The sequence below is a fragment of the Actinoplanes palleronii genome (assembly GCF_016862315.1).
In the GTDB taxonomy this organism is placed as follows: Bacteria; Actinomycetota; Actinomycetes; order Mycobacteriales; family Micromonosporaceae; genus Actinoplanes; species Actinoplanes palleronii.
In genome coordinates this window covers 68,154-93,485 of record NZ_BOMS01000122.1, presented here as the reverse complement: position 1 = coordinate 93,485, position 25,332 = coordinate 68,154, and the positions used below count along the sequence as shown (strand labels likewise).

Here is a 25,332-nt window from a genome sequence, read left to right as displayed (position 1 = left end):
CCGGCTGGTGCTGGCGGCTGTCTCGAGGTCGCTGAGGCACCCCTCAGCGCCAGCCGGACTCGCGTGGCTGGTGTTCAGGGGTGTCTCGAGGTCGCTGAGGCACCCCTCAGCACCAGCCGAACTTGCGTGGCTGGTGTTCAGGGGTGTCTCGGGGTCGCTGAGGCACCCCTGACGACCAGCCGGGGGTCGTGACGCGCGCCGATGTCGTGCCGGGACTCGGGGCGGCGCGTTTTAGACGGTCGCGCCTGGCTGTGGGCGGTGAGCGGCGCGACGGGCCGTGACCCGCCGCCTCCGCCGCCTGGCTGCCCACCCCAGCCCCGCGCGGTCGGAAAGCGCGGCGGTGGCCGGAAATGAACGCGGTCGCCGGCGGTGGGAAGCGCAGCGGTGGCCGGAAATGATCGCGGTTTCGCGCAAGGTTTGTGCGGTCGGGAAGTGCGGCAGGGCCGGAAGGGAGCGCGGTGGCGCGCGGGATCGGAGCAGCGCGTGGCTTGTAGCCTGCGGCGGGGCTCTCGGTATTCGTACCCTATGGGGTTGGTTGGTAGTGCAGGCGGTTGAACGAGCAGCGGCGCCTGTCTGAGCACGTGGTCCGATTCGACCTGGTCGGGTGTCAGGCGGTGGCGGGTGGGGAAGCGGGCTGGCGGCCGCCGCGTTTCTTCGGGGCCGCGGCCGCTTGCGCGGCGGCGGTGGCCGGGTGGATGGCGATCAGGCCGGAGGCCAGGCGGGCGGCGCAGAGCTCGGCGAGTTTCCGGTACGCCGCCTCGCCGATCAACGCGGTCAGTTCCGGGGCGTAGGACAGGTACATCGCCTCGGTGCCCACGTGGGCGTCCGGGGACGACGTGCACCACCAGGCGAGGTCGTGCCCGCCCGGGCCCCAGCCGCGCCGGTCGAACTCGGTCACCGTGGACTGCAGCAGCTTCACGCCGTCCGGCCGGGTGACCCAGTCCTGCTCCCGGCGGACCGGCAACTGCCAGCAGACGTCCGGTTTGTACTCCAGCGGGTGTGCCCCGTCGCGCAGCGCCTGGGCGTGCAGCGCGCAGCCGCCCCCGCCGGCGAACGTCGCGTCGTTCAGGAACACACACGGGCCGTCACTCGATTGGGTGGCAGTGCGCCGGGCCGGCTTGGTGCCGTCCACGGTGTCCATCTCGGTCCAGTTCCGGAACCCGCGCCGGTGGTGCTGCCAGGTCTCCGGGGTGAGCTTGGTGACCGCCGCCTTCACCCGGGTCTCGTCGTCGGCGTCGGTGAAGAACGCGCCGTGCGAGCAGCAGCCGTCCTCGGCGCGGTCGGGCAGGATGCCGCGGCAGGCCGAGCCGAACACGCAGGTCCAGCGGGAGAGCAGCCAGGTCAGGTCGGCGCGGACCAGATGCTGCTCGTCGGCGGGGTCGAGGAACTCGATCCATTCCCGAGGGAAGTCGAGCGAGACTTCCACGGGGCGTTGCGTGCGGCTCATCCCGGTCAGCCTACGCGCGCGGGCCGACGACTGCCGGTCAAGCGGAGCTGCGGCGTGGCCCGACGGGATGACGACCGTTTGGAGCGGATATATCCGGCCGCGACGGACGTGGTTAGGCTGGAGGGCGTGAGTTCCCGCGTTCCCGTGCTTCTCTCCAGCTCCTCGGTCTTCCCCGAGCCGACGGCGGCCGCGTTCGAGATGGCGGCCACGGTGGGCTACGACGGACTCGAGGTCATGGTCTGGACCGATGCTGTCAGCCAGGATGCCGGCGCCCTCAAGGGCCTGGCCGATCACTACGGTGTGCCGGTTTTGTCGGTGCACGCTCCCTGCCTGCTGGTGACCCAGCGGGTGTGGAGCTCCGACCCGTGGGAGCGCCTCAACCGCGCGGCCCAGCTCGCCGAGTCGCTGGGCGCGCCGACCGTCGTGGTGCACCCACCGTTCACCTGGCAGCGTGACTATGCCAAGAATTTCGCCGCCGGCCTGGCCAAGGTCCAGGAGCGGCACCCCGGCCTGAGCTTCGCGATCGAGAACATGTTCCCGGTCAAGATGGCCGGGCGCTGGTTCGTGCCGTACACGCCGGGCTGGGATCCGACCGAGACCGGCTTCGACGCGTACACGCTTGATCTGTCGCACTGCGCCGCGTCCCGGATCGACTCGCTGGAGATGGCCGACCGGATGGGCGCCGCGCTCAAGCACGTGCACCTGGGTGACGGCACCGGCGAGGGCCGCGACGAGCACCTGGTGCCGGGCCGCGGCAACCAGCCCTGCGCCGAGCTGCTGCGGTCACTGGCCGGGCGGGGGTTCACCGGGTCGGTCGCGCTGGAGATCAACACCCGGAAGGCCGCGAGCCGGGCGGTGCGCGAGGCGGACCTGCGCGAGGCGCTGGAGTTCGCCCGCCGGCACCTGGCACCGGCCGGGGCGGCCACCTCGGCCTGAGGAACGCCTGCGCACAAAAAGCCGCCGCGCACAAAAGCCCGCCACGCAACGAAGCCCACCGCGCAACGAAGCCCGCCGTGCACAAGCCCGCCGCGCACAAGCCCGCCCTCCCTGGGGGAGCCCCCGCTGGACAGTCTGGCGGGGAATCGGCGGGCGGTGGTTCGGGGCTGTGGACGGCCCCGGCCTGTGGATTAGGCGGGCGTGAGGTCGGGCGCCGCGGCCGCGCGCTTGCGGGCGCGGTGCGCTGCCACGTGCGAGCGGGTCGCGCAGCGTTCCGAGCAGAACCGGCGGCAGTTGTTCGACGACGTGTCCAGGTAGACGTTGCCGCAGCGCTCGTCGGCGCAGATGCCGAACCGGGCGCTGCCGTACTCGCAGAGCCAGACGGCCAGGCCCCAGACCGCGCCGGCCAGGTATTCCGCGCTCACCGAGGAGCCGCGGCTGGTGACGTGCATGTGCCAGTCGCTGGCGTCGTGGCCGGAGATGCGTGGCTGCACCGGGTACGCCTCGAGGAGTGAGTTCAGCTCGCGCACCGCGTCGCCGTCGCGGCCGGCCGTGCCGTACTCGAAGACCTCGCGCAGGCGCCGTTGCGCCCGCCGGAAGACCGCGAGGTCCTTCTCCACGACCTGGTCGCGCATGTAGTCCAGGTCGGTGGAGAACAGGGCTCGCAGCCCGGCGAGATCGTCCAGGCCGGCGTTGACGAGGTCTACCGCCGTCCGGGCGTACGCATCGAAGTTCACCCGACCACGGTAGCCGCAACCGGCCGCGAGGTGCGATTCCTCGACCGCACTGCCGGGCCGGGGCCGGGCGGTGCGGTTACGCTCGGCGCATGCTCCGTTCCCTGTTCTTCGCCGCGGCCGGCTCCGCCCGGCTGGAGCGATTGGTCGAGTCAGCGCCCGCCAGCTTGGGGATCGTCCGGCGCTTCGTCGCCGGCGACGACGGCGAGGAGGCGTTGCGGGCCGCCCGGGAGCTGGCCGACGACGGGCTCGCCGTCAGCCTGGTTCACCTGGGGGAGGGCACCGAGACGACCGCGCAGGCGCAGGCCGTCCGGGACGAGTACGTCGCGCTGCTGGGCCGCCTGCGTCACGCCGGTCTGACGCCGGCGGCCGAGGTCAGCGTCAAACTCTCGGCCCTGGGCCAGCGGATCGACGAGAAGATGGCGTACGAGAACGCCCGCGCGATCTGTGCCGCGGCGGCCGAGGCGGGCACCACGGTGACCCTGGACGCCGAGGACCACGGCACCACCGACGCGACCCTGGAGACGCTGCTCGAGCTGCGACGGGACTTCCCGGCGACCGGTGCGGTGCTGCAGGCGTACCTGCGGCGTACCGAGGGGGACTGCCGGGAGCTGTCCACTGCCGGGTCTCGGGTGCGGCTCTGCAAGGGCGCGTACGCCGAACCGGAGTCGGTGGCCTACCAGTCCGCGCTGGACGTCGACAAGTCGTACGTGCGGTGCCTGAACATCCTGATGTCCGGTGAGGGCTACCCGATGGTGGCCACCCACGACCCGCGGCTGATCGCGATCGCCGAGGACCGGGCGCGCTGGTTCGACCGCTCCACCGGGGAGTACGAGTTCCAGCTCCTCTACGGCGTCCGCCAGGAGGAGCAGGCACGACTGGCGGCCGGCGGCCACGCGGTGCGGGTGTACCTGCCGTACGGGACCCAGTGGTACGGCTACCTGATGCGCCGTCTCGCCGAGCGACCAGGCAAGGTCACCCTCCTCGCACAGGCCCTTTCTTCTCGTAAGTGACTCTTTCGGTCTAATCGGACACGGATCTGGCGTGTCGCACTTGACTTTTTGTGGGCAAATTACGGAACGCAACGCCCTGGTCACAGCCGTATCGATACGGTTCTGATGACACGCACGTTCGTCGCCTCGACCACTTCCAGGGCCTTCCGGCGCCGGGGCGGCACATGCCTGCGGAAAGGATCGGTGCGACGAGATGACGGGTCCAGCCCAGACCGAGGAACGCCTCTCGGAGGTACGGTTCCTGACCGTGGCCGAGGTGGCCACCCTGATGCGGGTCTCCAAGATGACCGTCTACCGGCTCGTGCACGGCGGTGACCTCACCGCCGTCCGGGTCGGACGCTCGTTCCGGGTGCCCGAGCACGCGGTGCACGCTTACCTCCGCGGCGCGTTCTCGCAGACCGCCTGAGGCTCCTCGGGGGCTTGGGTGGCCGGGGTCGTGTTGGTCCTCCCGGAGCGTGCCGGTAGGCTGGACAGGTTGGCTCCCGGAATTTACGTGTGTGCCGCCTAGCAGTTGGCGCCGCTCCGGGCGCCGTCCAGATCGGTTCCGGTGTGCTGTCGTGGCCGCCGGTTCCACCCAAACATGGTTCGAGAGGCTTTCGTATGGGCTCCGTGGTCAAGAAGCGCCGCAAGCGTATGGCGAAGAAGAAGCACCGCAAGCTGCTGCGCAAGACCCGCGTCCAGCGTCGCCGTCTGGGCAAGTGACGACCGGCCGGGTGGATCACCCGGCTGACGTCGTTACTTGCCTCACTGGTTCTGGTTCCGAGGCTCAGCATCGAAAGGTGCGCTCGTGGTGACCTCATCGCCCAGCGTTGTCGTGGTCACCGGAGTCAGCCGTTATCTCGGCGCTCGGGTGGCTGCCCGCCTCGCCGCAGATCCCCGGATCGACCGTGTCGTCGGTCTGGACCCGCATGACCCACCGGCACGCCTGCTCGGCCTGCTGGACGGTGTGGAGCGGATCCGGGCCGACGCGCGCGCGGCCACCGAGGCCATCGCGGATCTCGGCGCCGAGGCGCTGGTGCACCTCGCGGTGACCAGCGTGCCCGACGCGGAGCACGGCGGCCGGAGCGGGATGAAGGAACAGAACGTCATCGGCACCATGCAGGTGCTGGCTGCCGCACAGGGCGCGCCGAAACTGCGCAAGCTGGTGGTGCGCTCGTCCACGGCGGCGTACGGCGCGTCGTTCCGTGACCCCGCGGTCTTCACCGAGGACACCGAGCCGCGGGCGGTGCCGCGCGGCCCGTTCGCCCGGGACATCCTCGACATCGAGGGGTACGTCCGCGGCTTCCGCCGCCGTCGTCCCGAAGTGGCCGCCACCGTGCTCCGCTTCGCCCCGATGATCAGCTCGTCCGCCGAGACGTCGCTGACCCGATACTTCGCCCAGCCGGTGGTGCCCACCGTGCTCGGCCGCGACGCCCGCCTGCAGTTCGTGCACGTGGACGACGCCCTGGAAGTCCTGCACCGTTCGGTGACCGAGAACCATCCGGGCACCTTCAACGTCGCCGGTTCCGGCGTACTGATGCTGTCCCAGGCGGTCCGCCGGGCCGGCCGCGTCGCCGTGCCGCTGCCCGAGAGCGGGCTGTCCACCGCCGCCTCCCTCGCCCGCTATCTGGGCGTCGAGCAGATCGGCCTGGACCAGATCGACCTCTTCGTGCACGGCCGGGTGGTCGACACCTCCCGGCTGATCCGGGAGTTCGGCTTCACCCCGCGCAGCACCGCCACCGCGTTCGAGGAGTTCATCCAGGCGCACGCGGCCGGATCCTCGCTCACCGCCGACCGCCTCGCCGCCGCTGAGCACGCGATCCTGGACGGCATCCGGCGAGTGCGCGCCGCGGCCGAAGGCGACCCGGCCCACCCTGCCAAGTCAAGGGCGTGATCGCTCGTGAGCCAGGATGAATACCGCGACATGCTGCCCGGGCACGCCGATTTCCGGCTGCCCGAGCCGTCCCCGCCGAAGAAGCTGAACGGCCGCCGGCCCATCCCGGAGAAGCCCGCGCCGGAGCCCGTCGTCGAGGAGCCCGCCGTGGCGAGTGCCGAGCCGGCGCCGACCGGCCTGGACCTGTGGGACCGCCGGGTCGCCGACGGGCTCGCGTTCCTGCGCCGCCGGCTGGCCGGCGCGTACGAGGTGGACGAGTTCGGCTTCGACCCGGAGCTGACCGCCGCGGTGCTGCACCCGATGCTGCGGGTGCTCTACCGGGACTGGTTCCGCACCGAGGTGTTCGGGATCGAGAACGTCCCGGCCGAGAGCGGCGGCCTGGTGGTCGGCAACCACTCCGGCACCGTCGCGCTGGACGCGCTGATGCTGACCGTGGCGCTGCACGACAACCACCCGAGCCGGCGGCATCTCCGCCTGCTCGGCGCCGACCTGGTCTTCCGGGTTCCGGGGATGAGCGAGCTGGCCCGCGCGGCCGGCGCCACGGTGGCCTGCAACCCGGACGCCGAACGGCTGATGACCAACAACCAGCTGGTCGGGGTGTTCCCGGAGGGCTTCAAGGGGATCGGCAAGAAGTTCTCCGAGCGGTACAAACTCCAGCGCTTCGGCCGTGGCGGGTTCGTGTCCGCGGCCCTGCGCACCGGTACGCCGATCATCCCGGTCGCCATCGTCGGCGCCGAGGAGATCTACCCGATCCTGGCCGACCTGAAGCCGCTGGCCCGGTTGCTCGGGGTGCCGTACTTCCCGGTCACCCCGACCTTCCCCTGGCTGGGGCCGCTGGGCCTGATCCCGCTGCCCAGCAAGTGGCTGATCCAGTTCTGCCCGCCGATCCCGACCGCGCACCTCACCGAGTACGCCGACGACCCGCTGGTCGTCTACAACCTGGCCGACCAGGTGCGCGAGACGATCCAGGCCAGCCTGCACGAGCTGCTGCAGAAGCGCCCGGACCCGTTCGCGCGCTGACAGCTGCGGTGACAGGTAGGCACCAACCGTCCTATAGTGACGTTTGAGGGGCGGCCCCGGATTTCTCCGGCACCGCCCCTCGCCACGTTCATATATTGACGAACTAGAACAAATCGCCCAGCAACCCGCCCAGGACTCCGTCTTCCTCGCCCGTCTCGTCGACACTGTCGGTCGTCGGGGCGACGTCGTACGGATCGTCCGGCGTGGTGGTCGCGGAGGTCGAGGCCTTCGTGCCCGGCGCCGAGGTGACCCGGGTACCCGGCACGGTCACCCCCGCGCTGCTGCTCGGGTCGACCGCCGCACCGGTACGTACCGACTTGCTCGGCGTCGCGTCCGGGTTGTTCTGCTTGTTCGACTTGGTGCCGCCGCCGGAGTGCGTCGACGTCGACGGCGTCTTGTCGGCCGGTTCGGCGCCGCCGCCGCAGCCGTCCAGCTTCGGTCCGAGCTGGTCGCTGCCGGCCGGGTCGAGCTTGTCGCAGCCCAGGCCCTTGCGCAGCTGTTCGGCCCGCTGAGTCACGTCCTCGAGCAGCCCCAGCGAGGTCATCGCCCGTTCCCGGTTGGCCGGGGAGAGCTTCGGCATCGCCGGTGCGAACGTGGTGCGCTGGTCGGTGACGAAAGTGTCCAGCGTGGTCAGCTGACTGATGTCCTTGCGGGACACCGCCGACGTGGTGATCAGTTTGACGCCCTTGCGGGTGTCCGCGTCCATGTCGTCCAGCACGTCCCGGAAGTCCGGCGCGTCACCGGCCATCGAGGTCGCCTCGTTCAGCCGGTTGCGGGCGAAGTCCAGTGACAGTTGCCCGCGGCTGGCGTCCGAGCCGGCGATCGCCAGCTGGGCCCGCTCGGTGGAGCGCTTGACGCCGTACAGCGCGTCGCCGGGCGTGGCGTTCTCGCTCGCCGCGGAGATTCCGGAGACGGCCATCGCGCCGGCGGCCACGCCGAGCACGATCGCGCCCCGGGTCCGGATCCGGCGGCCGAAGAGGGCCCGCCGTCCGTGGTGCGGAAGCTCGGCGATCTGCTCGGGTTCCGCCTCGACGGCGGTCCGGCCGATGCCGTCCCGCTCGGCGGTGGCGACCAGCATGGCGCGCAGCCCGACACGGAACTCGGTGTCGACCTGTCCGGCGGGCCGGGTGGCGCCGAGTCGGTGGCCGAGGGCCACCAGTTCGGTCAGCCCCTCATCGGCGTGACCACGACTGTGGTGCCGACCTACGCCACCGGGATCGTCGACCAGCTCCGCGAAGCGCTCGGCGCTCCGGCGATCCAGAAAAGGGATGTTCACCGTGGGCACCTCCCCTCGCTCGTGAGTGTCCCGCCGGCGCATGTGCCGGCGTCGGCGACCGGGGCACGATTGGCAGCCGTAGGTCGCATCCGGACAAACGCGCGACACGCGGGTCCGGTTACGGGTGCCGGGAGGGACCATCGGGTATCGGAGATCGACATCTGAGCGCGCCCGATCAAGACTGGAATCCTTCCGGCAGGAGCCGGTTGAGCGCGCGCACCGCCCGGTACTGCAGTGCCTTGATGGCGCCCTCGTTCTTACCCATGGTCTGCGCGGTCTCGGCGACCGAGAAGCCCTGCAGGAAGCGCAGCACGATGCACTCCTGCTGTTCCGGGTTGAGCTGTTTGACCGCGGTCAGCAGCGCGACGTTGGTGATGTGGTCGACCACCGCGGATTCCGGGCTGCCCTCCGGCCCGCGGTCCTCGCGGTCGGCGTCCAGCACGTCGCCGGTGGTCACCTCGAGGCGGTACCGGCCCGACTTGAAGTGGTCGGCGACCAGGTTGCGAGCGATGGTGACCAGCCAGGCGCCCAGGTCACGGCCCTGCCAGGTGAAGCTGCCGATGCGCTTGAGGGCACGCAGGAAGGTGTCGGAGGTCAGGTCCTCGGCCAGCTGACGGTTGCCGACCCGGAAGTAGACGAACCGGAAGACGGTGTCCACGTACCGGTCGTAGATCAGCCCGAACGCCTCGGTCTCGCCGGCCTGGGCCCGTTCGACGAGCGCCCACACCGCCGCCGCCGCGTCGCCCGGCGCCGGACGGGCCGGATACTTCGGTGGCTCGGTCTCGGTCGGCGGCCCGGTCTTGCTCTGGGTGGGCAGGACGACGGTGTGCTCACCGCCGACGGTTTCGGTCTCGGGCAGGTTCGAACGCTGCCCGGCGGTCGGCTGGGACGGCGGCCGTGGCGGGCCGACCCGGTTGCCACCGAACTTGCCGTTGGTGCCGGGTGCCGGCACCGAGGGCGAGTTGTTGATCGGTCGTCGGTTACCGGTGCGCTTCGGGCCGTCCCCTCGGATGGTGTTGGCGATGACTCCGTCGACCGACTCGCGAATGGCGTTCAAACCGTCGGTGAGCACATGTCTCCCGGCGAGCCCGTCGCGGTGGTACGGGTCTCCGGCGTACACATGAGTCACTGCGCCTCCTCAACCCGGCGGGCCTGCGGCGACCATGAATCCGTCCCGCCAGACAGGGATTCACGGTGGTTCCGTCGTTTGTGTGGCACAGCGGCCTCCTCGGGATGAGGGTGGTCACTCGCATACAAAAGGGGTGGGGTAACCCGCGGAAATCGCCGGTGACCTCACCCAATCGTGTGGAGTCTGTTACACAGACCGGAAGTATCACCGGGTTCGGACACGGGGAGTCGCACACCATGTGCGCTGCGCGCAAAGCCGCGAATCCGTCCGAACTCGGCATCCTGTGTCAAGGTCACCCTGTCTGATCCGGGGCCGGAGGCAACGGACCGGCTGTCCGCTATCCCGGCGGGGCGCGGTTTGTGCCAGACTCGGCGTTCGTGGAGGAACCCGCCCCCGATCCCGTCGCGCACGCCGCGGCCCGCCGTCCGGACGCCGCCGCGCTCATCGCCGGTGACACCGTGCTGACCTGGGCGGACCTGGATGCGAAGGTCACCGTGGCGGCCCGGTTCGTGGCCGCCCGGACAGCGCCCGGCGACCGGGTCGCATCCGTGCTCGGCAATACCGTTGACTTCGTGGTGACCTGGTTCGGCACGTTGCGGGCCGGTCGGGTCGCGGTGCCGATCAACCCGGGCTACACCGCCGACGAGGTGCGGCACGCGATCACCGACGCCGGCTGTGCGCTGATCGTCATCGGACAAACAGACCAAGTCCGTTTGGGCCTGACGGCGTTGTGCGTCGCACCGGAGTTCGACGGGGCGGCCGCGGCCGACCTTCCCGCGGTCGCCGCCGGTGACCTCGCGGTGCTGCTCTACACGTCCGGCACCAGCGGCCGGCCCAAGGCCGCCATGCTCACCCACGCCGCGCTGGCGGCGAACCACGAGCAGCTCGACCGGATCGAGCCGCCGGTGATCGGCCCGGACGACGTGGTGCTGCTCGCCGTGCCGTTCTTCCACGCGTACGGGCTGAACACCGGGCTGGGCAGCGTGGCGCACCACGCGGCGACCGGGGTGCTCGTCGACAGGTTCGACCCGGCGGCCACTCTCGACCTGATCGCCGAGCGCGGCGTGACCGTCGTGGTCGGCGTGCCCGGGATGTACCAGGCCTGGTCCCGGCTGCCCGCTGCGGGCGAGGCGCTGGGCGGGCTGCGGACCGCGGTGTGCGGCGCGGCGCCGCTGGACCAGGCGACCGCCGCGCGCTTCCGGGCCGCCACCGGCACGACGATCCTGATCGGGTACGGCCTGACCGAGTGCGCCCCGGTGCTGACCACGACCGCGGTCAGTGATCGCGGCAAGACCGGCTCGATCGGACGGCCACTGCCCGGGGTCGAGCTCTCCCTGCGTACCAAAAATGGGTTTGACCTGTGGCGGGACGGCACGGCCTCGCCCGAGGAAGATCTCGCCGAGCTGGACCTCGCGCCGGCCGCCTCGGCCGGGACCGACCCGGGCGAGATCGTGGTGCGCGGCCCGAACCTGTTCGCCGGCTACTGGCCGGACGGCCGCGACGGCCCGGACTCCGACGGCTGGTGGGCGACCGGCGACATCGCGTACGCGGACGGCGAGGGCGACCTGATCCTCGTCGACCGGATCGGCGAGCTGATCCTGGTGAACGGGTTCAACGTCTACCCCGCCGAGATCGAGCGGGTGCTGGACGCGCATCCGCGGGTGGCCGAGTCGGCGGTGGTGGCCCGGCCGGACCGGGACGCCGGGCAGCGGCCGCACGCCTACGTGGTGGCGGTCGGCGAGCCCGTGCCGTCGACCACCGAGTTGCAGGTGCACTGTGCCGCCCGGCTGGCCCGGTTCAAGCTGCCGACCATCGAGCTGGTCGCCGCGCTGCCCCGGTCGCTGAGTGGCAAGATCCGGAAGAGGGAGCTGTCTTGAGTCGCATCACCCTGATCAGCCGGGACGGCTGCCACCTGTGCGAGGTGGCCGAGCAGGCCCTGGACCGGATCGCGCCCGGCGACTGGACCCGGGTGGACGTGGACTCGTCGGTCGAGCTGCAGCGCGACTACGACGACCGGGTGCCGGTGGTGCTGCTGGACGGCAAGGAGCACGGCTACTGGCGGGTGGAGGAGGCCCGGCTTCTGCGGGATTTGGCTCGACAACCAGGGGAACCGCACCTGTAGTTTCTGCGAGCGTGACAGCTACACACCTGGTCTGGGACTGGAACGGAACCCTTCTCGACGATCTGCACCTGGTGGTGTCGTCGACGAACGAGGCGTTCGCCTCGCTCGGCGCGCGGGCCGTGGACGCGGACGAACACCGGCGTACGTTCCGCCGGCCGGTCGCCGAGTTCTACGCGGAGATGCTCGGCCGGGCGGTGAACGAGGAGGAGTTCGGCCGGCTGGACCGGATCTTCCACGACGCGTACCGGCTGGGGCTCACCGACATCACCCTGGCCGCCGACGCGATGACCGCGATCAAGAGCTGGCCCGGCACGCAGTCGCTGCTCTCCATGTGGTTCCACAGCGAGCTGGTGCCGGCCGTGGACACCTACGGCCTGGCCGGGGTCTTCACCCGGGTCGACGGGCTGCGCACCGAGGTGGGCGGTGACCTGAAAGCCGGTCACCTGGCCCGGCACCTGGAGGGCCTGGGCGTACCCGGCGACCAGGTGGTGCTGATCGGTGACTCGCTCGACGACGCCTACGCCGCGGACGCGGTGGGCGCCGCCTCGGTGCTCTACACCGGGGGCTTCACCCACCCGGTGCGCCTGCGGGAATCCGGCCGTCCGGTCGCCGACACACTGCTGGAAGCGGTGAACCTGGCCCTGTCACTCTGAGTCAGGTGGCCCTGGCGGTCCATCACCGGTAATACTCGACGGGTCGGCTCGGCTATCACAGCCGGGTCGATCCTGTCCAATTGTCCCGACAAGATCGCGATTTGTGCACGCCTTCACAAGCGCCTACTCTGTGACTCCGACGAGCCCCGCTACCACAGCCGCCCCACGAGGGTGGCACCGGTATCGCTCAGATCGGGCTCACCGCAGTTTCGCCTCGTCGGCACGGAGTCAGATGAGCCAGCACCGTCACGGAAGCACGTCCGGCGAAGCCGGTGGCGTCCCCGCCTTCCCGGATCTTCCGGAGGCGACGATCGCTCGGCTGCCCGAATACCTTCGCGCCCTGCACCATCTGGCCGAGGCCGGCGCAGAAACGGTATCCAGCGAGGGTCTGGCCGCCGCAGCCGGGGTCAACTCCGCGAAACTCCGCAAGGATCTCTCGCATCTCGGGTCGTACGGCACCCGCGGCGTCGGCTACGACATCGCCCTGCTCGTCGACCAGGTCGAGTACATCCTGGGCCTGGACAAGAACCGCGCGGTCTGCGTGGTCGGAGTCGGCAATCTGGGACACGCGCTGGCCGGGTACGCCGGTTTCGCCAGCCGCGGCTTCCGGGTCGTCGCGCTCTTCGACGCCGACCGCAAGAAGGTCGGCGAGGTGATAAACGGGATGGCCGTGCGGCACATCGACGACCTGGCCCGGGTCGCCGCCGAGGAGACGCTCGCGATCGGTGTGATCGCCACCCCGCCCACCTCCGCCCAGGCGGTCGCCGACCTGCTGGTCGCGGTCGGTGTGACAAGCATCCTGAACTTCGCGCCCTGTGTGCTGTCGGTCCCGCCGAACGTCGACGTGCGCAAGGTGGATCTCGCCATCGAGCTGCAGATCCTCTCGTTCCATGAACACCGCAAGGCGTCGCTGACCGCCCTTCCCGGCGGACGGCATGACGACCAGGAGGCAGTCGGGTCGTGAATCTGCTCAGCATCGGTGCGTCCTACCGCACCGCCGACGTCGCCGTACTGGAACGGCTCACCATCCCCGAGGCCCAAGTCCCGGAGATGCTCCAGAAACTCGTCGCCCAGCCGTACGTGAACGAGGCCGTCCTCGTCGCCACCTGCAACCGCGTCGAGGTGTACGCCTCGGTCACCGGTTTCCACGGCGGCCTGGGTGACATCTGCAACGTGTTCGCCCAGCACTCCGGCATCCCGGCCACCGACCTGGCCGGCCACCTCTACGTGCACTACGGCGAGGCGGCGGTCCGGCACTCGTTCCGGGTCTCGGCCGGCCTCGACTCGATGGTCGTCGGCGAGGCGCAGATCCTCGGGCAGCTGCGGGACGCGTACCACTCGGCGACCGAGGCCGACTCGGCCGGCCGGCTGCTGCACGAGCTGATGCAGCAGACGCTGCGGGTCGGCAAACGGGCGCACTCCGAGACCGGCATCGACAAGGCCGGGCAGAGCGTCGTCTCGGCCGCGCTGGAGGTGGCCGCCGAGCACCTCGGCGGTGACCTCACCGGCCGTCCCGCGCTGGTCATCGGGGCCGGCGCGATGGGCTCGCTGTCGGTCGCCACGCTCACCCGGACCGGTGTCGGCCCGCTGCGGATCACCAACCGCAGCGCGGAACGTGCCGACCGGCTGGCCGAGGCGTACGGCGCTGTCGCGGTGCCGTTCGACGACCTGGCCACGGCGCTCAGCGAGGTGGACATCGTGGTCACCGCGACCGCGTCCACCACGCCGGTGCTGACCCGTGAGCGGCTGACCGCCGCGCTCGCCGCCCGTACCTCGGTGACGCCGCTGGTGGTGCTGGACCTCGCGGTGCCCCGGGACGTGGCTCCGGAGGCCGCCGGGCTGCCCGGTCTCGCCGTGATCGACATCGACACGCTGGCCGCCAGCCGGCGCGCGCTGCCGGCCGTGGCCGAGACCGCCGCGGTCGAGCAGATCGTGGCCGGCGAGGTGGACAACTTCCTCGGCTGGATGCGTGGCGCCGAGATCGCGCCGACGGTGGCCGCGCTGCGGAACCGGGCCGAGGACGTGGTCTCCGCCGAGATGCGCAAACTGCTGACCCGGCACCCGGAATTCAGCGAGGAGCAGCGGGCCGACGTTTCCCGTACCCTGCACCGGGTCGTCCAGCAGATCCTGCACTCGCCGACCGTGCGGGTGCGGCAGCTGGCCGCCGAGCCGGGCGGGGACCAGTACGCCACCCTGCTCCGCGAGTTGTTCGACCTGGACGTCCCGCACGCCACCCACGCTGACGCGGTACCCGAGATCGGAGGCAGAGCGTGACGACCACACCGTTGCGCCTCGGTACCCGGGGGAGCGCGCTGGCGCTCACCCAGTCGCAGACGGTCGCCGACGAGCTGACCGCGGCCACCGGCCGTCCGGTCGAGCTGGTCCCGATCGTCACACGCGGCGACACCTCGTCCGCGCCGGTGGCCGAGCTCGGCGTCGGGGTGTTCGTCTCCGCGCTGCGTGACGCGCTGCTGGCCGGTGAGATCGACATCGCCGTGCACTCGTACAAGGACCTGCCGACCACCGAGCACCCACGCCTGCACATCGGCGCGGTGCCCCGCCGGGAGGACCCGCGGGACGCCCTGGTGGCGCGGGACGGCAAGACCCTCGCCGACCTGGCGCCCGGCGCGCTGATCGGCACCGGCGCGGTCCGGCGGATCGCGCAGTTGCGGTCGCTCGGGCTGGAGTTGCAGGTCACGCCGATCCGCGGGAACGTCGACACCCGCATCGCCCGCGTGCTCGGCCCTCGGGCCGACCTCGACGCGGTCGTGCTCGCCCATGCCGGACTGGCCCGCCTGGGCCGGACCGCCGAGATCACCGAGACGCTGGACCCGATGCTCATGCTGCCCGCCCCTGCACAGGGTGCGCTGGCGGTCGAGTGCCGGGCCGGCGACGCGGACCTGGTCGAGACGCTGGCTGCGCTCGACCACGCACCGACCCGCTCCGCCGTGCTGGCGGAACGGGCATTGCTGGCCACGTTGGAGGCCGGGTGTGCCGCCCCGGTCGCCGCCTATGCCCGCCTCGTGCGGGGTGGGCATGCCGGCTCGACCTTCGGGGACGGGCCTGGCGAGGAGATGATTCACCTGCGCGGTGCGGTGATCAGCCCGGATGGGGTTCGAGCCATCCGGCTGTCGCGCACCGGAACGCCCGCCAGCGCGGCGGAGATCGGCAAGGCACTCGCCGCCGACCTCCTCGACGCCGGCGCCGATACCCTGATGGGGAGCACAGAATGACCACCCGCACCGCCCGCAAGCCAGCCGGACGCATCGCGTTCATCGGCGCCGGACCCGGCGACCCGGAGCTGCTGACCCGCCGCGCCTACAGCGCGCTGACCGATGCCGACCAGGTGGTCTACGACCGCGGCGTCCCCGAGTCGCTGCTGGCCGCGGTACGCGCGGACGCGAAAGAGGACGCACAGTTCAGCCCGGCCGAGGGCGCCCCCGGCGACGTCGCCAAGGTGCTGCTCTCCGCGGCCAAGTCCGGCCTGGCCGCCGTCCACCTCGTGGCCGGCGACCCGTTCGGCCACGACTCGGTGGTCAAGGAGGTGCAGGCGGTCGCCCGGACCGCCGTGCACTTCGAGGTGATCCCGGGTATCGGGCAGGCCGAGGGCGTGGCCGCGTACGCGGGTGTGCCGCTGCCCGGCGTCCGGATCGCCGCCGACGTCGACGACGTCACCACCCTGGACTTCGACGCGCTGGCCGGTGCGGCCCAGAAGGGCTCGTTCGCGGTCGCGGTGGACGCCGGTGACCTCGCCGCGGTCCGGGACGGGCTGCTCGCGGCAGGTGTCGAGCCGGGCGTGCCGGTCGGCGTGACCGGCGACGGCACCGGGGAGACCCAGTACACGACGACCTCGACGGTGGACAGCTTCGTCGCGGCGGCGCTCGGCTTCACCGGCCGGGTGGTGCTGACCGTCGGCGCCGAGGTCGGCGAGCGCGACGCCCTGAGCTGGTGGGAGAACCGCCCGCTGTACGGCTGGAAGGTGCTGGTCCCGCGGACCAAGGAGCAGGCCGGTGCGATGAGCGCGCGGCTGCGGGCCTACGGCGCCATCCCGTGTGAGGTGCCGACCATCGCGGTCGAGCCGCCGCGCACCCCGGCGCAGATGGAGCGCGCGGTCAAGGGCCTCGTCGACGGCCGGTACGCCTGGGTCGTCTTCACCTCGGTGAACGCGGTTCGCGCAGTCTGGGAGAAGTTCGCCGAGCACGGCCTGGACGCTCGCCACTTCGGTGGCGTGAAGATCGCCTGCATCGGTGAGGCCACCGCCGAGGCGGTCCGCGCGTTCGGTATCCAGCCCGAGCTGATCCCGGCCGGCGAGCAGTCCAGCGAGGGCCTGCTGGCCGAGTTCTCGCCGCACGACGAGATCCTCGACCCGGTCGGCCGGGTGCTGCTGCCGCGCGCCGACATCGCCACCGAGACCCTCGCGGCCGGCCTGATCGAGCGGGGCTGGGAGGTGGACGACGTGACCGCGTACCGGACGGTGCGGGCCGCGCCGCCGCCGGCCGAGATCCGTGACGCGATCAAGTCGGGTGGCTTCGACGCGGTGCTCTTCACCTCGTCCTCGACCGTTCGCAACCTGGTCGGCATCGCCGGCAAGCCGCACGCCCGCACGGTCGTCGCGGTGATCGGCCCGAAGACCGCGGAGACCGCGATCGAGTTCGGTCTGCGGGTGGACACCCAGCCGCAGGACGCCTCGGTGCCGGACCTGGTCGAGGCGCTCGCCGAGTACGCCCTGGAACTGCGCGAGAAGCTGGCGGCGATGCCCGCCAAGCAGCGTCGTGGCTCCAAGGTGCAGGGCCCCACGGCTCTTCGTTTCCGCTGATCCGACTGCGCGCCGGGGGTTTCCTCCCCCGGCGCGTTTTCCGTTGAGGAGCACCCGATGTCTTTCCCCGACATCCGCCCGCGCCGGCTGCGGCGCACCCCGGCCATCCGCCGGCTGGTCGAGGAGACCCGCCTCTCGCCGGCCGAGCTGATCCTGCCGCTCTTCGTCAAGGAAGGGCTGACCGAGCCGCGCCCGATCGGCTCGATGCCCGGCGTGGTGCAGCACAGCCGTGAATCACTCCGCAAGGTCGCGCACGAGGCGGTCAGCGCCGGTATCGGCGGCCTGATGCTCTTCGGTGTGCCGGAGGACGCCAACAAGGACGAGACCGGCTCGGCCGGCCTCGACCCGGACGGCATCCTCAACGTCGGCCTGCGGGACGTGATCGCCGAGGTCGGCGACGCGACGGTGGTGATGGGCGACCTCTGCCTCGACGAGTTCACCTCGCACGGGCACTGCGGCGTGCTGGCCCCGGACGGCTCGGTGGACAACGACGCGACCCTGCAGGTGTACGCCGAGATGGCGGTGGCCCAGGCCGTGGCCGGGGCGCACGTGGTCGGCCCGTCCGGGATGATGGACGGCCAGATCGGCGTGATCCGCAAGGCCCTCGACCGGGCGGGGCATCAGGACGTCGGGGTGCTCGCCTACGCGGTGAAGTACGCGGGCGCGTTCTACGGCCCGTTCCGCGAGGCCGTCGAGTCGACGCTGCAGGGTGACCGCCGGCAGTACCAGCAGGACCCGCCGAACCTGCGGGAGGCGCTGCGCGAGGTGGACCTGGACGTGGCCGAGGGCGCGGACATGGTGATGGTCAAGCCGGCCCTGCCGTACCTGGACGTGATCGCCGCGGTCCGCGACCGGGTGACCGTCCCGGTCGCCGCCTACCAGGTCTCCGGCGAGTACTCGATGATCGAGGCGGCCGCCGCGAACGGCTGGATCGACCGCGAGCGGGCCATCCTGGAGTCACTCACCTCGATCAAACGAGCCGGCGCCCAGATCACCCTCACCTACTGGGCCCTCGAGGCCGCCCATCTCCTCCGCACCCGCTACTAAATTCGCAAAACGCCGCCGATGAGATGGCAGCTGATTTTTCGACGCCCGCGGGGTTTGCGGGCGGCGGAAAATCAGCTGCCATCTCATCGGCTTAAAAGGCGTTTTGCCGCGGAGCGAAGCGGAGCCAGCTGGCACAGCCAATTAGCACAGCCAGCCAGCTAGCTGGGGGCGAGCCGCTGGACCAGTTGGCCGACGTCGGCGATGTATTCGAACCAGTCGCGGTCGGACTGGTAGCCCAGCTCGGCGTTGACCTTCAGCATCGACTCGTTGTGCTGCGCGTTCCACGTCTGCACCTGGCCCAGGCCGGGCTCGGCGCCACGCAGCTCGAACAGCATCCGGGCCTTGATCGCCCGGTCGATGCCGTAGCCGCGGTGCTCGCGGACGACGATCGTGTCGTACTGATCGGCGCGTTCCGGATGCTGCGCCGGGACGACCACCTCGGTCAGCCCGGCGACGGCGCCGGTCGCCTCGTGGATGGCCAGCACGATGTACGGCTTCAGGCCACGCCGGTGCAGCGTCTCCAGCGACTCCCGGAGGCGTTCCGGGTCGGAGGAGCGTGGCGTCAGCTCGAGATCGTCGTCGTCGGTCTGCGCCTGCGCCTTGGCATGGGCGTAGGCCTCCAGGAGCGCGGCGGGCGGGCCGCCCGGGTGGTACTCCACCCGGTAGCCGCTGCTGATCCCGCCGGCCATCGTGGTCAGCGACGCCCAGTCGACGGTGTCCAGACTCAGGACACTGCGGGTCTCCACATACTCCCGCTCGAAGCCGAGCGCCTCGTAGAACCCGATGGCGGGGGTGCCGCCGATCGCTTCCACACCGATCGAGGAAAACCCTTCGAGGTACGCCCGGCGCGCGGCGACGGCGAGCAGCTCGCGGCCGAGTCCCCGGCGGCGCAGGTGCGGCTCGACGAGTATCTCGAGCACGCCGATGTCGCCCAGCAGCAGGATGCTGACCAGGGCGTAGATCTGGCTCTCCCCGTCCGGGAGCCGATCGTCCTCGGCGACCCAGCAGATCCGGCGTTCACCCGGCATCGTCTCGGCGAGATAGTCCCGGACCTGGACGTCGCGCCAGGGTGGATCGTCGGGGAGATCAGCCGCCAGCACCGCGTTGACCGTCTCCACCAAGGAGTGGATCTCAGCCGCGGACGCGGAGCGGGGATCCCATTCGCGCACCCTCACTCGTACATCGTGCCGTTTAACGGACCTTCAGGGAAGTGCTGACCACGCAAAAGTACGCACACACTCACCGAGCGTCGCGGCTGCTGGGCGGTTTCGGCCGGTACGGATCAGGCGCGGCTGCGGGCGCCGTAGTCGTTGGCGGCCTCGAAGACCTTCTGCGCCGACGTGCGGAGCGCGCTGTAGCTCAGCACCGCGTCCCACCAGGAGTCGGCCCGGGACAGGTCACGGACGCTGCCCTTGGCGTCCTTGCAGAGCGCGGTGGCGGCGGCCAGCGCGGCGTCGTCGATGTCGTTGATCTCCGGGGTGCCGTTCCGGTCGGCGTCCACCGCGTTCGCCTGCCAGGCGCTCGGGATCAGTTTCATCGGGCCGACCTCGCGGTCGTAGGTGGCGTCCTGGTCGAGCAGTCCCTGGTCGGTGTCCTTGACCAGCATCCGGCCGCCCTGGCCGTCCAGCGGCAGGCCGTAGATGGCCGGCTGGACCAGCCCGTCGACGCCGAGGACCGCGCCGTTCGCGCTGCCGTGCCCGGAGGCCACCTTGCCGATCGCGGCGAGCGTGGTCCAGTTCAGGTGGCAGGTCGGGACGGTCTGCGCGGTCACCAGCTCGGCGTACCCGTACGCCTGGACCGCGACCACCGGGATGCCCACCTTGGTGCCGGCCGCCTGCGCCCAGGAGGCGAGGGCCTCGGCCGGGCGGGTCACGCTCACGCCGCCGGTGGCGGTCGGGAACACGCCACCGGGCACGGTGGCCGGTGGAACCGTGTAGCCCGGGGCCGCGCCGGTGGCCACCGGGCCGGTCGGGAAGCCGGTCGGAAACCCGGTGGGGAAGCCGCCGGCCGGGAACGCGTACGGGTCGCTCGCGGACGGGGCGGGAGCGGCCGCGCCGGCGCCGAAGGTGGGGGTGGCGCTCAGGGTGGGTGCGGCCTCCAGGGCGCGGGGGACCAGGTAGACGCCCGCGGCGCCGCCGAGCCCGACCAGGATGACGACCACGACGCTGGGCAGGATCACCCGGCCGCTGGGTCGTTTCGACCAGGCCAGCACACCGCGGCCGCCCCGGCCGGCGAGGGTCAGCGAGCGCCGGACCAGGCTCTTCTTGGCCGGCACATTCGGCGTCGCGGTCTTGGCGGGCACGAGCAGAGGGGCAGTCTTGGCGGGCGCGGTCGCGGGCTCGGCCTTGGCGGTCGCGGGCGCAGCCGAGTCAGCGGGCTTGTCCGTTGTGGCCTTCTCGTCAGCTGGCTTGCCGTCCGCCGTGCCCTCGGTGGAGGCCTTGCCCTCAGGGGCGGCGGCCGCGCCGCCGGTGGGGGCCTTACCCTCAGCGGCGAGGGCCTTACCTTCGGCGGCGCCCGGCGAGGCCGGCGAGGCCGATGAAACGGTTTTGTCCGGCGCGACGGACTTGTCCGGCACGGAACCCTCGACCGGGGCCGCACCGGAACTGCCCAGCGGGCCACCCTGATGCGGCGCCGCCGCACGCAACTCCGGCCGCCCTGCTGGGATCTTCCGCTCCTCCGCCACGGGCTCGACCCTACCGGGCGGCGAGCCCGCTAGGTAGGTCGCCGGAGCGCGCTGGGCAAAGGGGCCCTACGCTGGTCCGATGCCGCGCTATGACTACCGCTGCCGCGCTTGCGGAGCCACCTTCGAGGTCAGCCGCCCGATGCGGGAGGCCGCCGCTCCGGCCGCCTGCCCGCAGGGCCACGACGACACCGTCAAGCTGCTGTCCACAGTCGCTGTCACCGGCCGCGGTGGATCCGCTCCGGCGCCGTCCGGCGGCGGAGGAGGGTGCTGCGGCGGCGGCTGCGGCTGCTGACCCGGCCGCCGTTCCCCGGTTCGAACGGGGTCGTCCGGGCCGTGGGGGCGCTCGGCTGACCCCGAACGGGCCTCGCGAAGAAGTGATCTGCGCCACTCCTTACGCAAAAATGCGCGATCCGGTCGTGCGTCGACATTGGTGGCCAACCACCTGTCCATTCTCACCCTCAGTGCCTGGCCCTCCACCCGTTGCAGGCAAATCCGCCCAGCTCAGGGCCGACTTCCCAGGGGGTGGGACACCACGTACGGGTACACCCGGACAGTCCGGCGGTTTTGCCCGCCCGCCTCGTTTCCGCGTTCGATCTCTTTCGTTACGACACGCGTAGTCCCGTATGCCGATGTCGATCCCACTCTTCGGTGATGTCCTCCGTAAGGGGTCGGCCATGGCGGGCAGATGGTTACCGTCCGTTTCTACGATGGGCGGTGACTCTGCGGTACGGCACCATGAGTCGCGACTTCTCGAAAGGGGCGGAGGTTCCACCGTGTCGAGACGGCTCGAGCTACCCAGTGGCCTCGTGACCTTTATGTTCACTGACATAGAGGGCTCAACACGACTGGCCCGGATGCTCGGTGACACCTATCGCGATGTGCTGAACGCACATCGCTCAGTGTTACGTGCTGCGCTGAGTGACTTCGGTGGTGTCGAACTCCTCACCGAGGGTGACTCCTTTTTCGTGGCGTTCGCCGACGCCGACGCCGCCGTGGCCGCCTGTGTGGAGGCCCAGCGGAGGCTCGCCTCGCACGACTGGCCGCGCGCCGACGCCGTCCCGAAGGTCCGGATGGGACTGCACACCGGCCGGGCCACCCCGATCGGCACCGAGTACGCCAGCGCCGAGGTGCACCGGGCGGCCCGGGTGTCCGCCGCGGCACACGGCGGCCAGGTGCTCTGCTCGGCGGCGACCGCGCTGGCGGTGACCGCCACGTACGCCTCGGCCGGGCCCGCCGGCGGTGTGGCGGCGGCGACGCTGGCCACCGTGGACCTGCTCGCCCTCGGCGCGTTCCGGCTGCGCGGCTTCGACGACGACGAGCAGCTCTACCAGGTGCTCGCGCCGGACCTGGAACGGGACTTCCCGCGACCGCGGACCGCCGAGGCGCCCCGGCACAACCTGCCGGCCGAGCACAGCTCGTTCGTCGGGCGGCAGGCCGAGATCGCCGAGCTGACCGAGCTGGTCAGTCACCACCGGCTGGTCAGCGTGGTGGGGCCGGGCGGCTCCGGCAAGACCCGGCTCAGTCTCGCGGCGGGTGAGCAGATGCTCAAGTCGTACCCCGGTGGGGTCTGGTCGATCGATGCGGTCAGCGCGGCAGGCGGCCTGCCCACCGCCCTCGCCGCGGCCCTCGGCCTGCGGCCGGAACCGGGGCGGCCGGCGATCGAGACCCTGGTCGAGGAGTGCGCCGAACGACGGATGCTGGTCATCCTGCAGACCTGCGACGCCGCGCCGGGGCTGACCGCGGTGCTGGCCCACCGGCTGCTGGCCCGCTGCCGCCGGCTGGACGTGCTGGCCACCGGGCGGGCCCCGCTCGGGCTGGCCGGGGAGACCGTGTGGCGGATCCCGCCGATGGCGCCGGCCGACGCGTTCGCGCTGCTGCGGGACCGGGCCGCGGCGGCGCGTGGCGGGCGGGACGGCGGGGACGACGAGCAGCTGGCCGAGCTGGCCGCGCGCCTGGAGGGCTCGCCGCTCGCCATCGAGCTGGCCGCCGGCCGGCTGCGGCTGATGCCGGCCGACCTGCTGGCCCGGCGGCTGGACGACCCGCTCGGCGCGCTGGACAACGACGCCTGCGGCGAGGGCCGGCACGACAGCCTGCGCAACAACCTGGAGTGGTCGTACCGCAGCCTGGGCAGCCGGGCCGCCGAGCTGCTGCGCCGGCTCGCGGTCTTCGCCGGGCCGGTCGACCTGGCCACCGTCGACTGGTGCGGCGAGGGGGCGCTCAGCGCGCTCTCCGAGCTGGCCGACAAGTCGCTGATCGAGGTGGTGCCGGGGCCGCGGTACCGGATGTCCGGGCTGGTGCGGGCGTACGCGCTGCGCCGGCTCGCGACCGCCGGTGACGAGCAGGTCGTCCGGGACCGGCACCTGGCCTGGTCGCTGGAGACGCTGACGACCGTCGCGGTGGACACCGACGGGCAGCTGCGGACCCTGTCGCTGACCGACCTGGGGCCGTACGTCGCGGAGTGGCAGACCGCGCTGCGCTGGGCGTCGGCGGGTGGCGACGTGCGCTCCGGGCTGCGGCTGGCCGGCGCGCTGAACCCGTGGTGGCGTGAGCACGGCGGCGCCGGCGAGGGCCGGAACCTGCTGGCCCGGCTCTACGAGCGGCTCGGCCCGGACGCGGACCCGGCCGAGCTGGCCCAGGCGTACCTGATCCACGCCGACCTGACCGACGACCGGGACGAGCGGGACGACTTCCTGCACCGCGCCGAGCGGGCGGCCCGGCGGGCCAGTGACCCGGCTCTGCTGGTGCGGGCGCTGGGCGGCAAACGGGTCCGGCTGGACGAGCGCGCCGACGAGGCCACCGAGCGGTCCTGCCGGTCGGTGATCGCCCAGGCCGAACGGGCCGGGGTGGCCACCGAGGCGCTGCCCGCGGTGCTGGCGCTGGCCGAGCTGTTCTGGCGCCGGGACGCGCTGACCGAGGCGGCCGAGCTGCTCGGCGCGGCCCGTCAGCTGGAGGCCGGCCGTCCCGAGGACCGTGGCCGGCGGGCGGTGGACTGGCTGCTCGGCATGGTCGCGCTGCGCCGCGGTGACCTGGTGGCCGCGCACGATCATCTGGTGGTGGCGCTGCGTTCGAGGCTGCGGCACGGGTTCCGGGGTGCGGCCGCCGACGCGGTGGCGGCCATCGCGGTGCGGTGCGCGCTGGGCGGGGACCCGACGAGCGCGACCGTGCTGTTCGGCGGGGCGGAGGCGGCGCGCGGGGCCCGGCGTACCGAATCGTTCGGCGCTTTCTGGTCTGCGCAGCAGACCGCGTTGCGGCTCGCGCTCGGTGACGCCGCGTTCGACGCGGCCTACGCCGACGGCGCGAACCTGGGCTTCGACCGGATCGTGGCGATGGCGCTGGCAGTGGAGCATCCCGACCTGGAGGACGGCGCGGCCCGGTTCGCCCAGATCGCCCGATAGCGGGTACTGGCTGGCCTGATGGTGCGGATCCGGCCGGGTACTGATCTGATGTCCACCGGGCGTGACCATCACATCGGCCGTTAGGGTGTCTTCCGTGCAGGCGGTTCCATGATTCACCTACCGCTGGTCCGACAAGGACCATTGCGAGCCCTCGCTGTCCGGCTGGCGATGGCGTTCACCCTGGTGTTGAGTGCGGTGACGGTCGTCTATCTGGATCGCGGCGGCTACCGGGACGTCAACGGCGACGGGCTGACGCTGCTCGACTGCTTCTACTACGCGGTCGTCTCGCTCTCCACCACCGGATACGGCGACATCACCCCGGCCACCCAGGGCGCGCGTCTGATCAACGTCCTGTTCATCACGCCCGCCCGGGTGCTCTTCCTGATCATCCTGGTCGGCACCACCCTGGAAGTGCTGACCGACCAGTACCGCCGAGGGCTCCGGATCAGCCGGTGGAGGTCCAAGTTGAAAGACCACGTGATCATTTGCGGCTACGGCACCAAGGGCCGGGCGGCGGTCGACGCGTTGCTCGAGACCGGGTACGTCAAGTCGCGGATCGTGATCGTGGAGAACCGGGAGGCCGCGGTCCGGCAGGCCACCGCGAACGGCCTCGTGGTGATCGAGGGCAACGCCACCCGCTCGGCGGTGCTGCTCGAGGCGGACGTGAAGAACTGCAAGTCGGTGATCATTGCGACCGACCAGGACGAGGCGTCCGTGCTGATCACCCTGACCGTGCGGCAGCTGACCGCCGGCCAGGTGCGGATCATCGCGTCGGTCCGTGAGCAGGAGAACGCGGCGCTGCTCAAGCAGAGCGGCGCGCACCACGTGATCGTCTCGTCGTCCACGGCCGGTCGTCTGCTGGGCCTGACCACCACCGCGCCGCCGCTGATCGACGTGGTCGAGGACCTGCTCACCCCGGGTCAGGGGATGGCGCTGGCGATGCGCTCCGCGGAACGCGCCGAGGTCGGCCGCAACCCGCGCCAGCTGCAGACCCTGGTGGTCGCGCTGATCAGGCGGGGCAAGGTGCTGCCGCTCGGCGGCACGGCCGAGGTCACCATCGAGACCGGTGACCTGCTCGTCTACATCCGCGACGACGAGTCAGCGCCGACCGGGGTCTCTGTCTAACCCTATTCGGTACGAATACCGGGTCCCGTCCGTAGGCTACGAGCCACGGCGCCGCCCGTGAGG

Annotated in this window: 22 protein-coding genes and 1 pseudogene; 17 read left to right on the top strand and 6 right to left on the bottom strand. The window is 71.6% G+C overall.

Going from position 1 to position 25,332, the window contains the following annotated elements; all coding sequences use genetic code 11:
* Positions 1 to 607: 607 nt before the first annotated feature.
* Positions 608 to 1,447: a DUF3109 family protein gene (locus Apa02nite_RS36945; protein ID WP_203829174.1), complete on the bottom strand. Its 840-nt coding sequence runs from the start codon at positions 1,445 to 1,447 to the stop codon at positions 608 to 610.
* Between the two features lie 126 nt (positions 1,448 to 1,573).
* Between Apa02nite_RS36945 and Apa02nite_RS36940 the strand changes: the two genes are divergently transcribed.
* Positions 1,574 to 2,383, top strand: coding sequence for a sugar phosphate isomerase/epimerase family protein (locus Apa02nite_RS36940; protein ID WP_067697648.1), 810 nt, complete (start codon positions 1,574 to 1,576; stop codon positions 2,381 to 2,383).
* Between the two features lie 191 nt (positions 2,384 to 2,574).
* On the opposite strand, the gene Apa02nite_RS36935 is transcribed toward Apa02nite_RS36940, so the two are convergent.
* Positions 2,575 to 3,120, bottom strand: coding sequence for a CGNR zinc finger domain-containing protein (locus Apa02nite_RS36935; protein WP_067697645.1), 546 nt, complete (start codon positions 3,118 to 3,120; stop codon positions 2,575 to 2,577).
* 89 nt (positions 3,121 to 3,209) lie between these two features.
* On the opposite strand from Apa02nite_RS36935, the gene Apa02nite_RS36930 reads away from it, so the two are divergent.
* The 5 genes from Apa02nite_RS36930 (at position 3,210) to Apa02nite_RS36910 (ending at position 7,023) form a co-directional block, all read left to right on the top strand.
* Positions 3,210 to 4,130, top strand: coding sequence for a proline dehydrogenase family protein (locus tag Apa02nite_RS36930; RefSeq protein WP_203829173.1), 921 nt, complete (start codon positions 3,210 to 3,212; stop codon positions 4,128 to 4,130).
* A 193-nt stretch (positions 4,131 to 4,323) separates the two neighbouring features.
* Positions 4,324 to 4,536: a helix-turn-helix domain-containing protein gene (locus tag Apa02nite_RS36925; RefSeq protein ID WP_067697641.1), complete on the top strand. Its 213-nt coding sequence runs from the start codon at positions 4,324 to 4,326 to the stop codon at positions 4,534 to 4,536.
* Between the two features lie 194 nt (positions 4,537 to 4,730).
* Positions 4,731 to 4,832 carry a 30S ribosomal protein bS22 gene (locus Apa02nite_RS36920; RefSeq protein WP_007465623.1) on the top strand — a complete coding sequence of 34 codons (102 nt, stop codon included), beginning with the start codon at positions 4,731 to 4,733 and terminating at the stop codon, positions 4,830 to 4,832.
* 85 nt (positions 4,833 to 4,917) lie between these two features.
* Positions 4,918 to 6,003, top strand: a complete 1,086-nt coding sequence (locus tag Apa02nite_RS36915; RefSeq protein ID WP_067697638.1) for an NAD-dependent epimerase/dehydratase family protein — start codon at positions 4,918 to 4,920, stop codon at positions 6,001 to 6,003.
* 6 nt (positions 6,004 to 6,009) lie between these two features.
* Positions 6,010 to 7,023, top strand: coding sequence for a lysophospholipid acyltransferase family protein (locus tag Apa02nite_RS36910; RefSeq protein WP_198171058.1), 1,014 nt, complete (start codon positions 6,010 to 6,012; stop codon positions 7,021 to 7,023).
* A gap of 421 nt (positions 7,024 to 7,444) precedes the next feature.
* On the opposite strand, the pseudogene Apa02nite_RS36905 reads toward Apa02nite_RS36910, so the two are convergent.
* Positions 7,445 to 8,341, bottom strand: a pseudogene (locus Apa02nite_RS36905) (DUF5667 domain-containing protein); the annotation flags it as partial.
* Positions 8,342 to 8,474: 133 nt separating this feature from the next.
* On the bottom strand, positions 8,475 to 9,371 hold the full coding sequence (locus Apa02nite_RS36900) for an ECF subfamily RNA polymerase sigma factor, BldN family (protein ID WP_083971854.1): 897 nt from the start codon (positions 9,369 to 9,371) through the stop codon (positions 8,475 to 8,477).
* A gap of 434 nt (positions 9,372 to 9,805) precedes the next feature.
* Here Apa02nite_RS36900 and Apa02nite_RS36895 point away from each other — a divergent pair, with 434 nt between their 5' ends.
* From Apa02nite_RS36895 to hemB, 8 genes are all read left to right on the top strand, one after another.
* Entirely contained in the window at positions 9,806 to 11,305 is a 1,500-nt protein-coding gene (locus tag Apa02nite_RS36895; RefSeq protein ID WP_203829171.1) for an AMP-binding protein, read from the top strand.
* Entirely contained in the window at positions 11,302 to 11,550 is a 249-nt protein-coding gene (locus Apa02nite_RS36890; RefSeq protein ID WP_067697632.1) for a glutaredoxin family protein, read from the top strand. The genes Apa02nite_RS36895 and Apa02nite_RS36890 overlap by 4 nt, the downstream gene beginning before the upstream one ends.
* Positions 11,551 to 11,561: 11 nt before the next feature.
* Positions 11,562 to 12,203: an HAD family hydrolase gene (locus Apa02nite_RS36885; RefSeq protein ID WP_067697629.1), complete on the top strand. Its 642-nt coding sequence runs from the start codon at positions 11,562 to 11,564 to the stop codon at positions 12,201 to 12,203.
* A 232-nt stretch (positions 12,204 to 12,435) separates the two neighbouring features.
* The gene (locus Apa02nite_RS36880) at positions 12,436 to 13,167 is read left to right on the top strand and encodes a redox-sensing transcriptional repressor Rex (RefSeq protein ID WP_067697628.1); all 732 of its coding nucleotides are present in this window, start codon (positions 12,436 to 12,438) and stop codon (positions 13,165 to 13,167) included.
* A complete protein-coding gene (locus Apa02nite_RS36875) occupies positions 13,164 to 14,477 on the top strand; it encodes a glutamyl-tRNA reductase (protein WP_067697622.1) in 1,314 nt (437 codons plus the stop codon). The genes Apa02nite_RS36880 and Apa02nite_RS36875 overlap by 4 nt, the downstream gene beginning before the upstream one ends.
* On the top strand, positions 14,474 to 15,436 hold the full coding sequence (gene hemC / locus Apa02nite_RS36870; RefSeq protein ID WP_203829170.1) for a hydroxymethylbilane synthase: 963 nt from the start codon (positions 14,474 to 14,476) through the stop codon (positions 15,434 to 15,436). Before Apa02nite_RS36875 ends, hemC begins: the two co-directional genes overlap by 4 nt.
* On the top strand, positions 15,433 to 17,019 hold the full coding sequence (locus Apa02nite_RS36865; protein WP_067697618.1) for a bifunctional uroporphyrinogen-III C-methyltransferase/uroporphyrinogen-III synthase: 1,587 nt from the start codon (positions 15,433 to 15,435) through the stop codon (positions 17,017 to 17,019). Before hemC ends, Apa02nite_RS36865 begins: the two co-directional genes overlap by 4 nt.
* Before the next feature lie 57 nt (positions 17,020 to 17,076).
* Complete coding sequence (gene hemB, locus Apa02nite_RS36860) at positions 17,077 to 18,066, top strand: porphobilinogen synthase (RefSeq protein ID WP_203829169.1); 990 nt, start codon at positions 17,077 to 17,079, stop codon at positions 18,064 to 18,066.
* Between the two features lie 158 nt (positions 18,067 to 18,224).
* Here the strand turns inward: hemB and Apa02nite_RS36855 are convergent, their stop codons facing one another.
* Together Apa02nite_RS36855 and Apa02nite_RS36850 are read right to left on the bottom strand one after the other, a co-directional pair.
* Positions 18,225 to 19,241 (bottom strand): GNAT family N-acetyltransferase, encoded by a 1,017-nt coding sequence (locus tag Apa02nite_RS36855; RefSeq protein WP_203829168.1) that lies wholly within the window; start codon positions 19,239 to 19,241, stop codon positions 18,225 to 18,227.
* A 107-nt stretch (positions 19,242 to 19,348) separates the two neighbouring features.
* Entirely contained in the window at positions 19,349 to 20,749 is a 1,401-nt protein-coding gene (locus tag Apa02nite_RS36850; RefSeq protein ID WP_203829167.1) for a murein transglycosylase, read from the bottom strand.
* 79 nt (positions 20,750 to 20,828) lie between these two features.
* On the opposite strand from Apa02nite_RS36850, the gene Apa02nite_RS36845 reads away from it, so the two are divergent.
* From Apa02nite_RS36845 to Apa02nite_RS36835, 3 genes are all read left to right on the top strand, one after another.
* Positions 20,829 to 21,041, top strand: a complete 213-nt coding sequence (locus tag Apa02nite_RS36845) for an FmdB family zinc ribbon protein (protein WP_203829166.1) — start codon at positions 20,829 to 20,831, stop codon at positions 21,039 to 21,041.
* Positions 21,042 to 21,564: 523 nt separating this feature from the next.
* The gene (locus Apa02nite_RS36840) at positions 21,565 to 24,144 is read left to right on the top strand and encodes an adenylate/guanylate cyclase domain-containing protein (RefSeq protein WP_239164796.1); all 2,580 of its coding nucleotides are present in this window, start codon (positions 21,565 to 21,567) and stop codon (positions 24,142 to 24,144) included.
* A 108-nt stretch (positions 24,145 to 24,252) separates the two neighbouring features.
* Positions 24,253 to 25,269 (top strand): potassium channel family protein, encoded by a 1,017-nt coding sequence (locus tag Apa02nite_RS36835; protein WP_067697611.1) that lies wholly within the window; start codon positions 24,253 to 24,255, stop codon positions 25,267 to 25,269.
* The last annotated feature ends 63 nt before the right edge of the window (positions 25,270 to 25,332 follow it).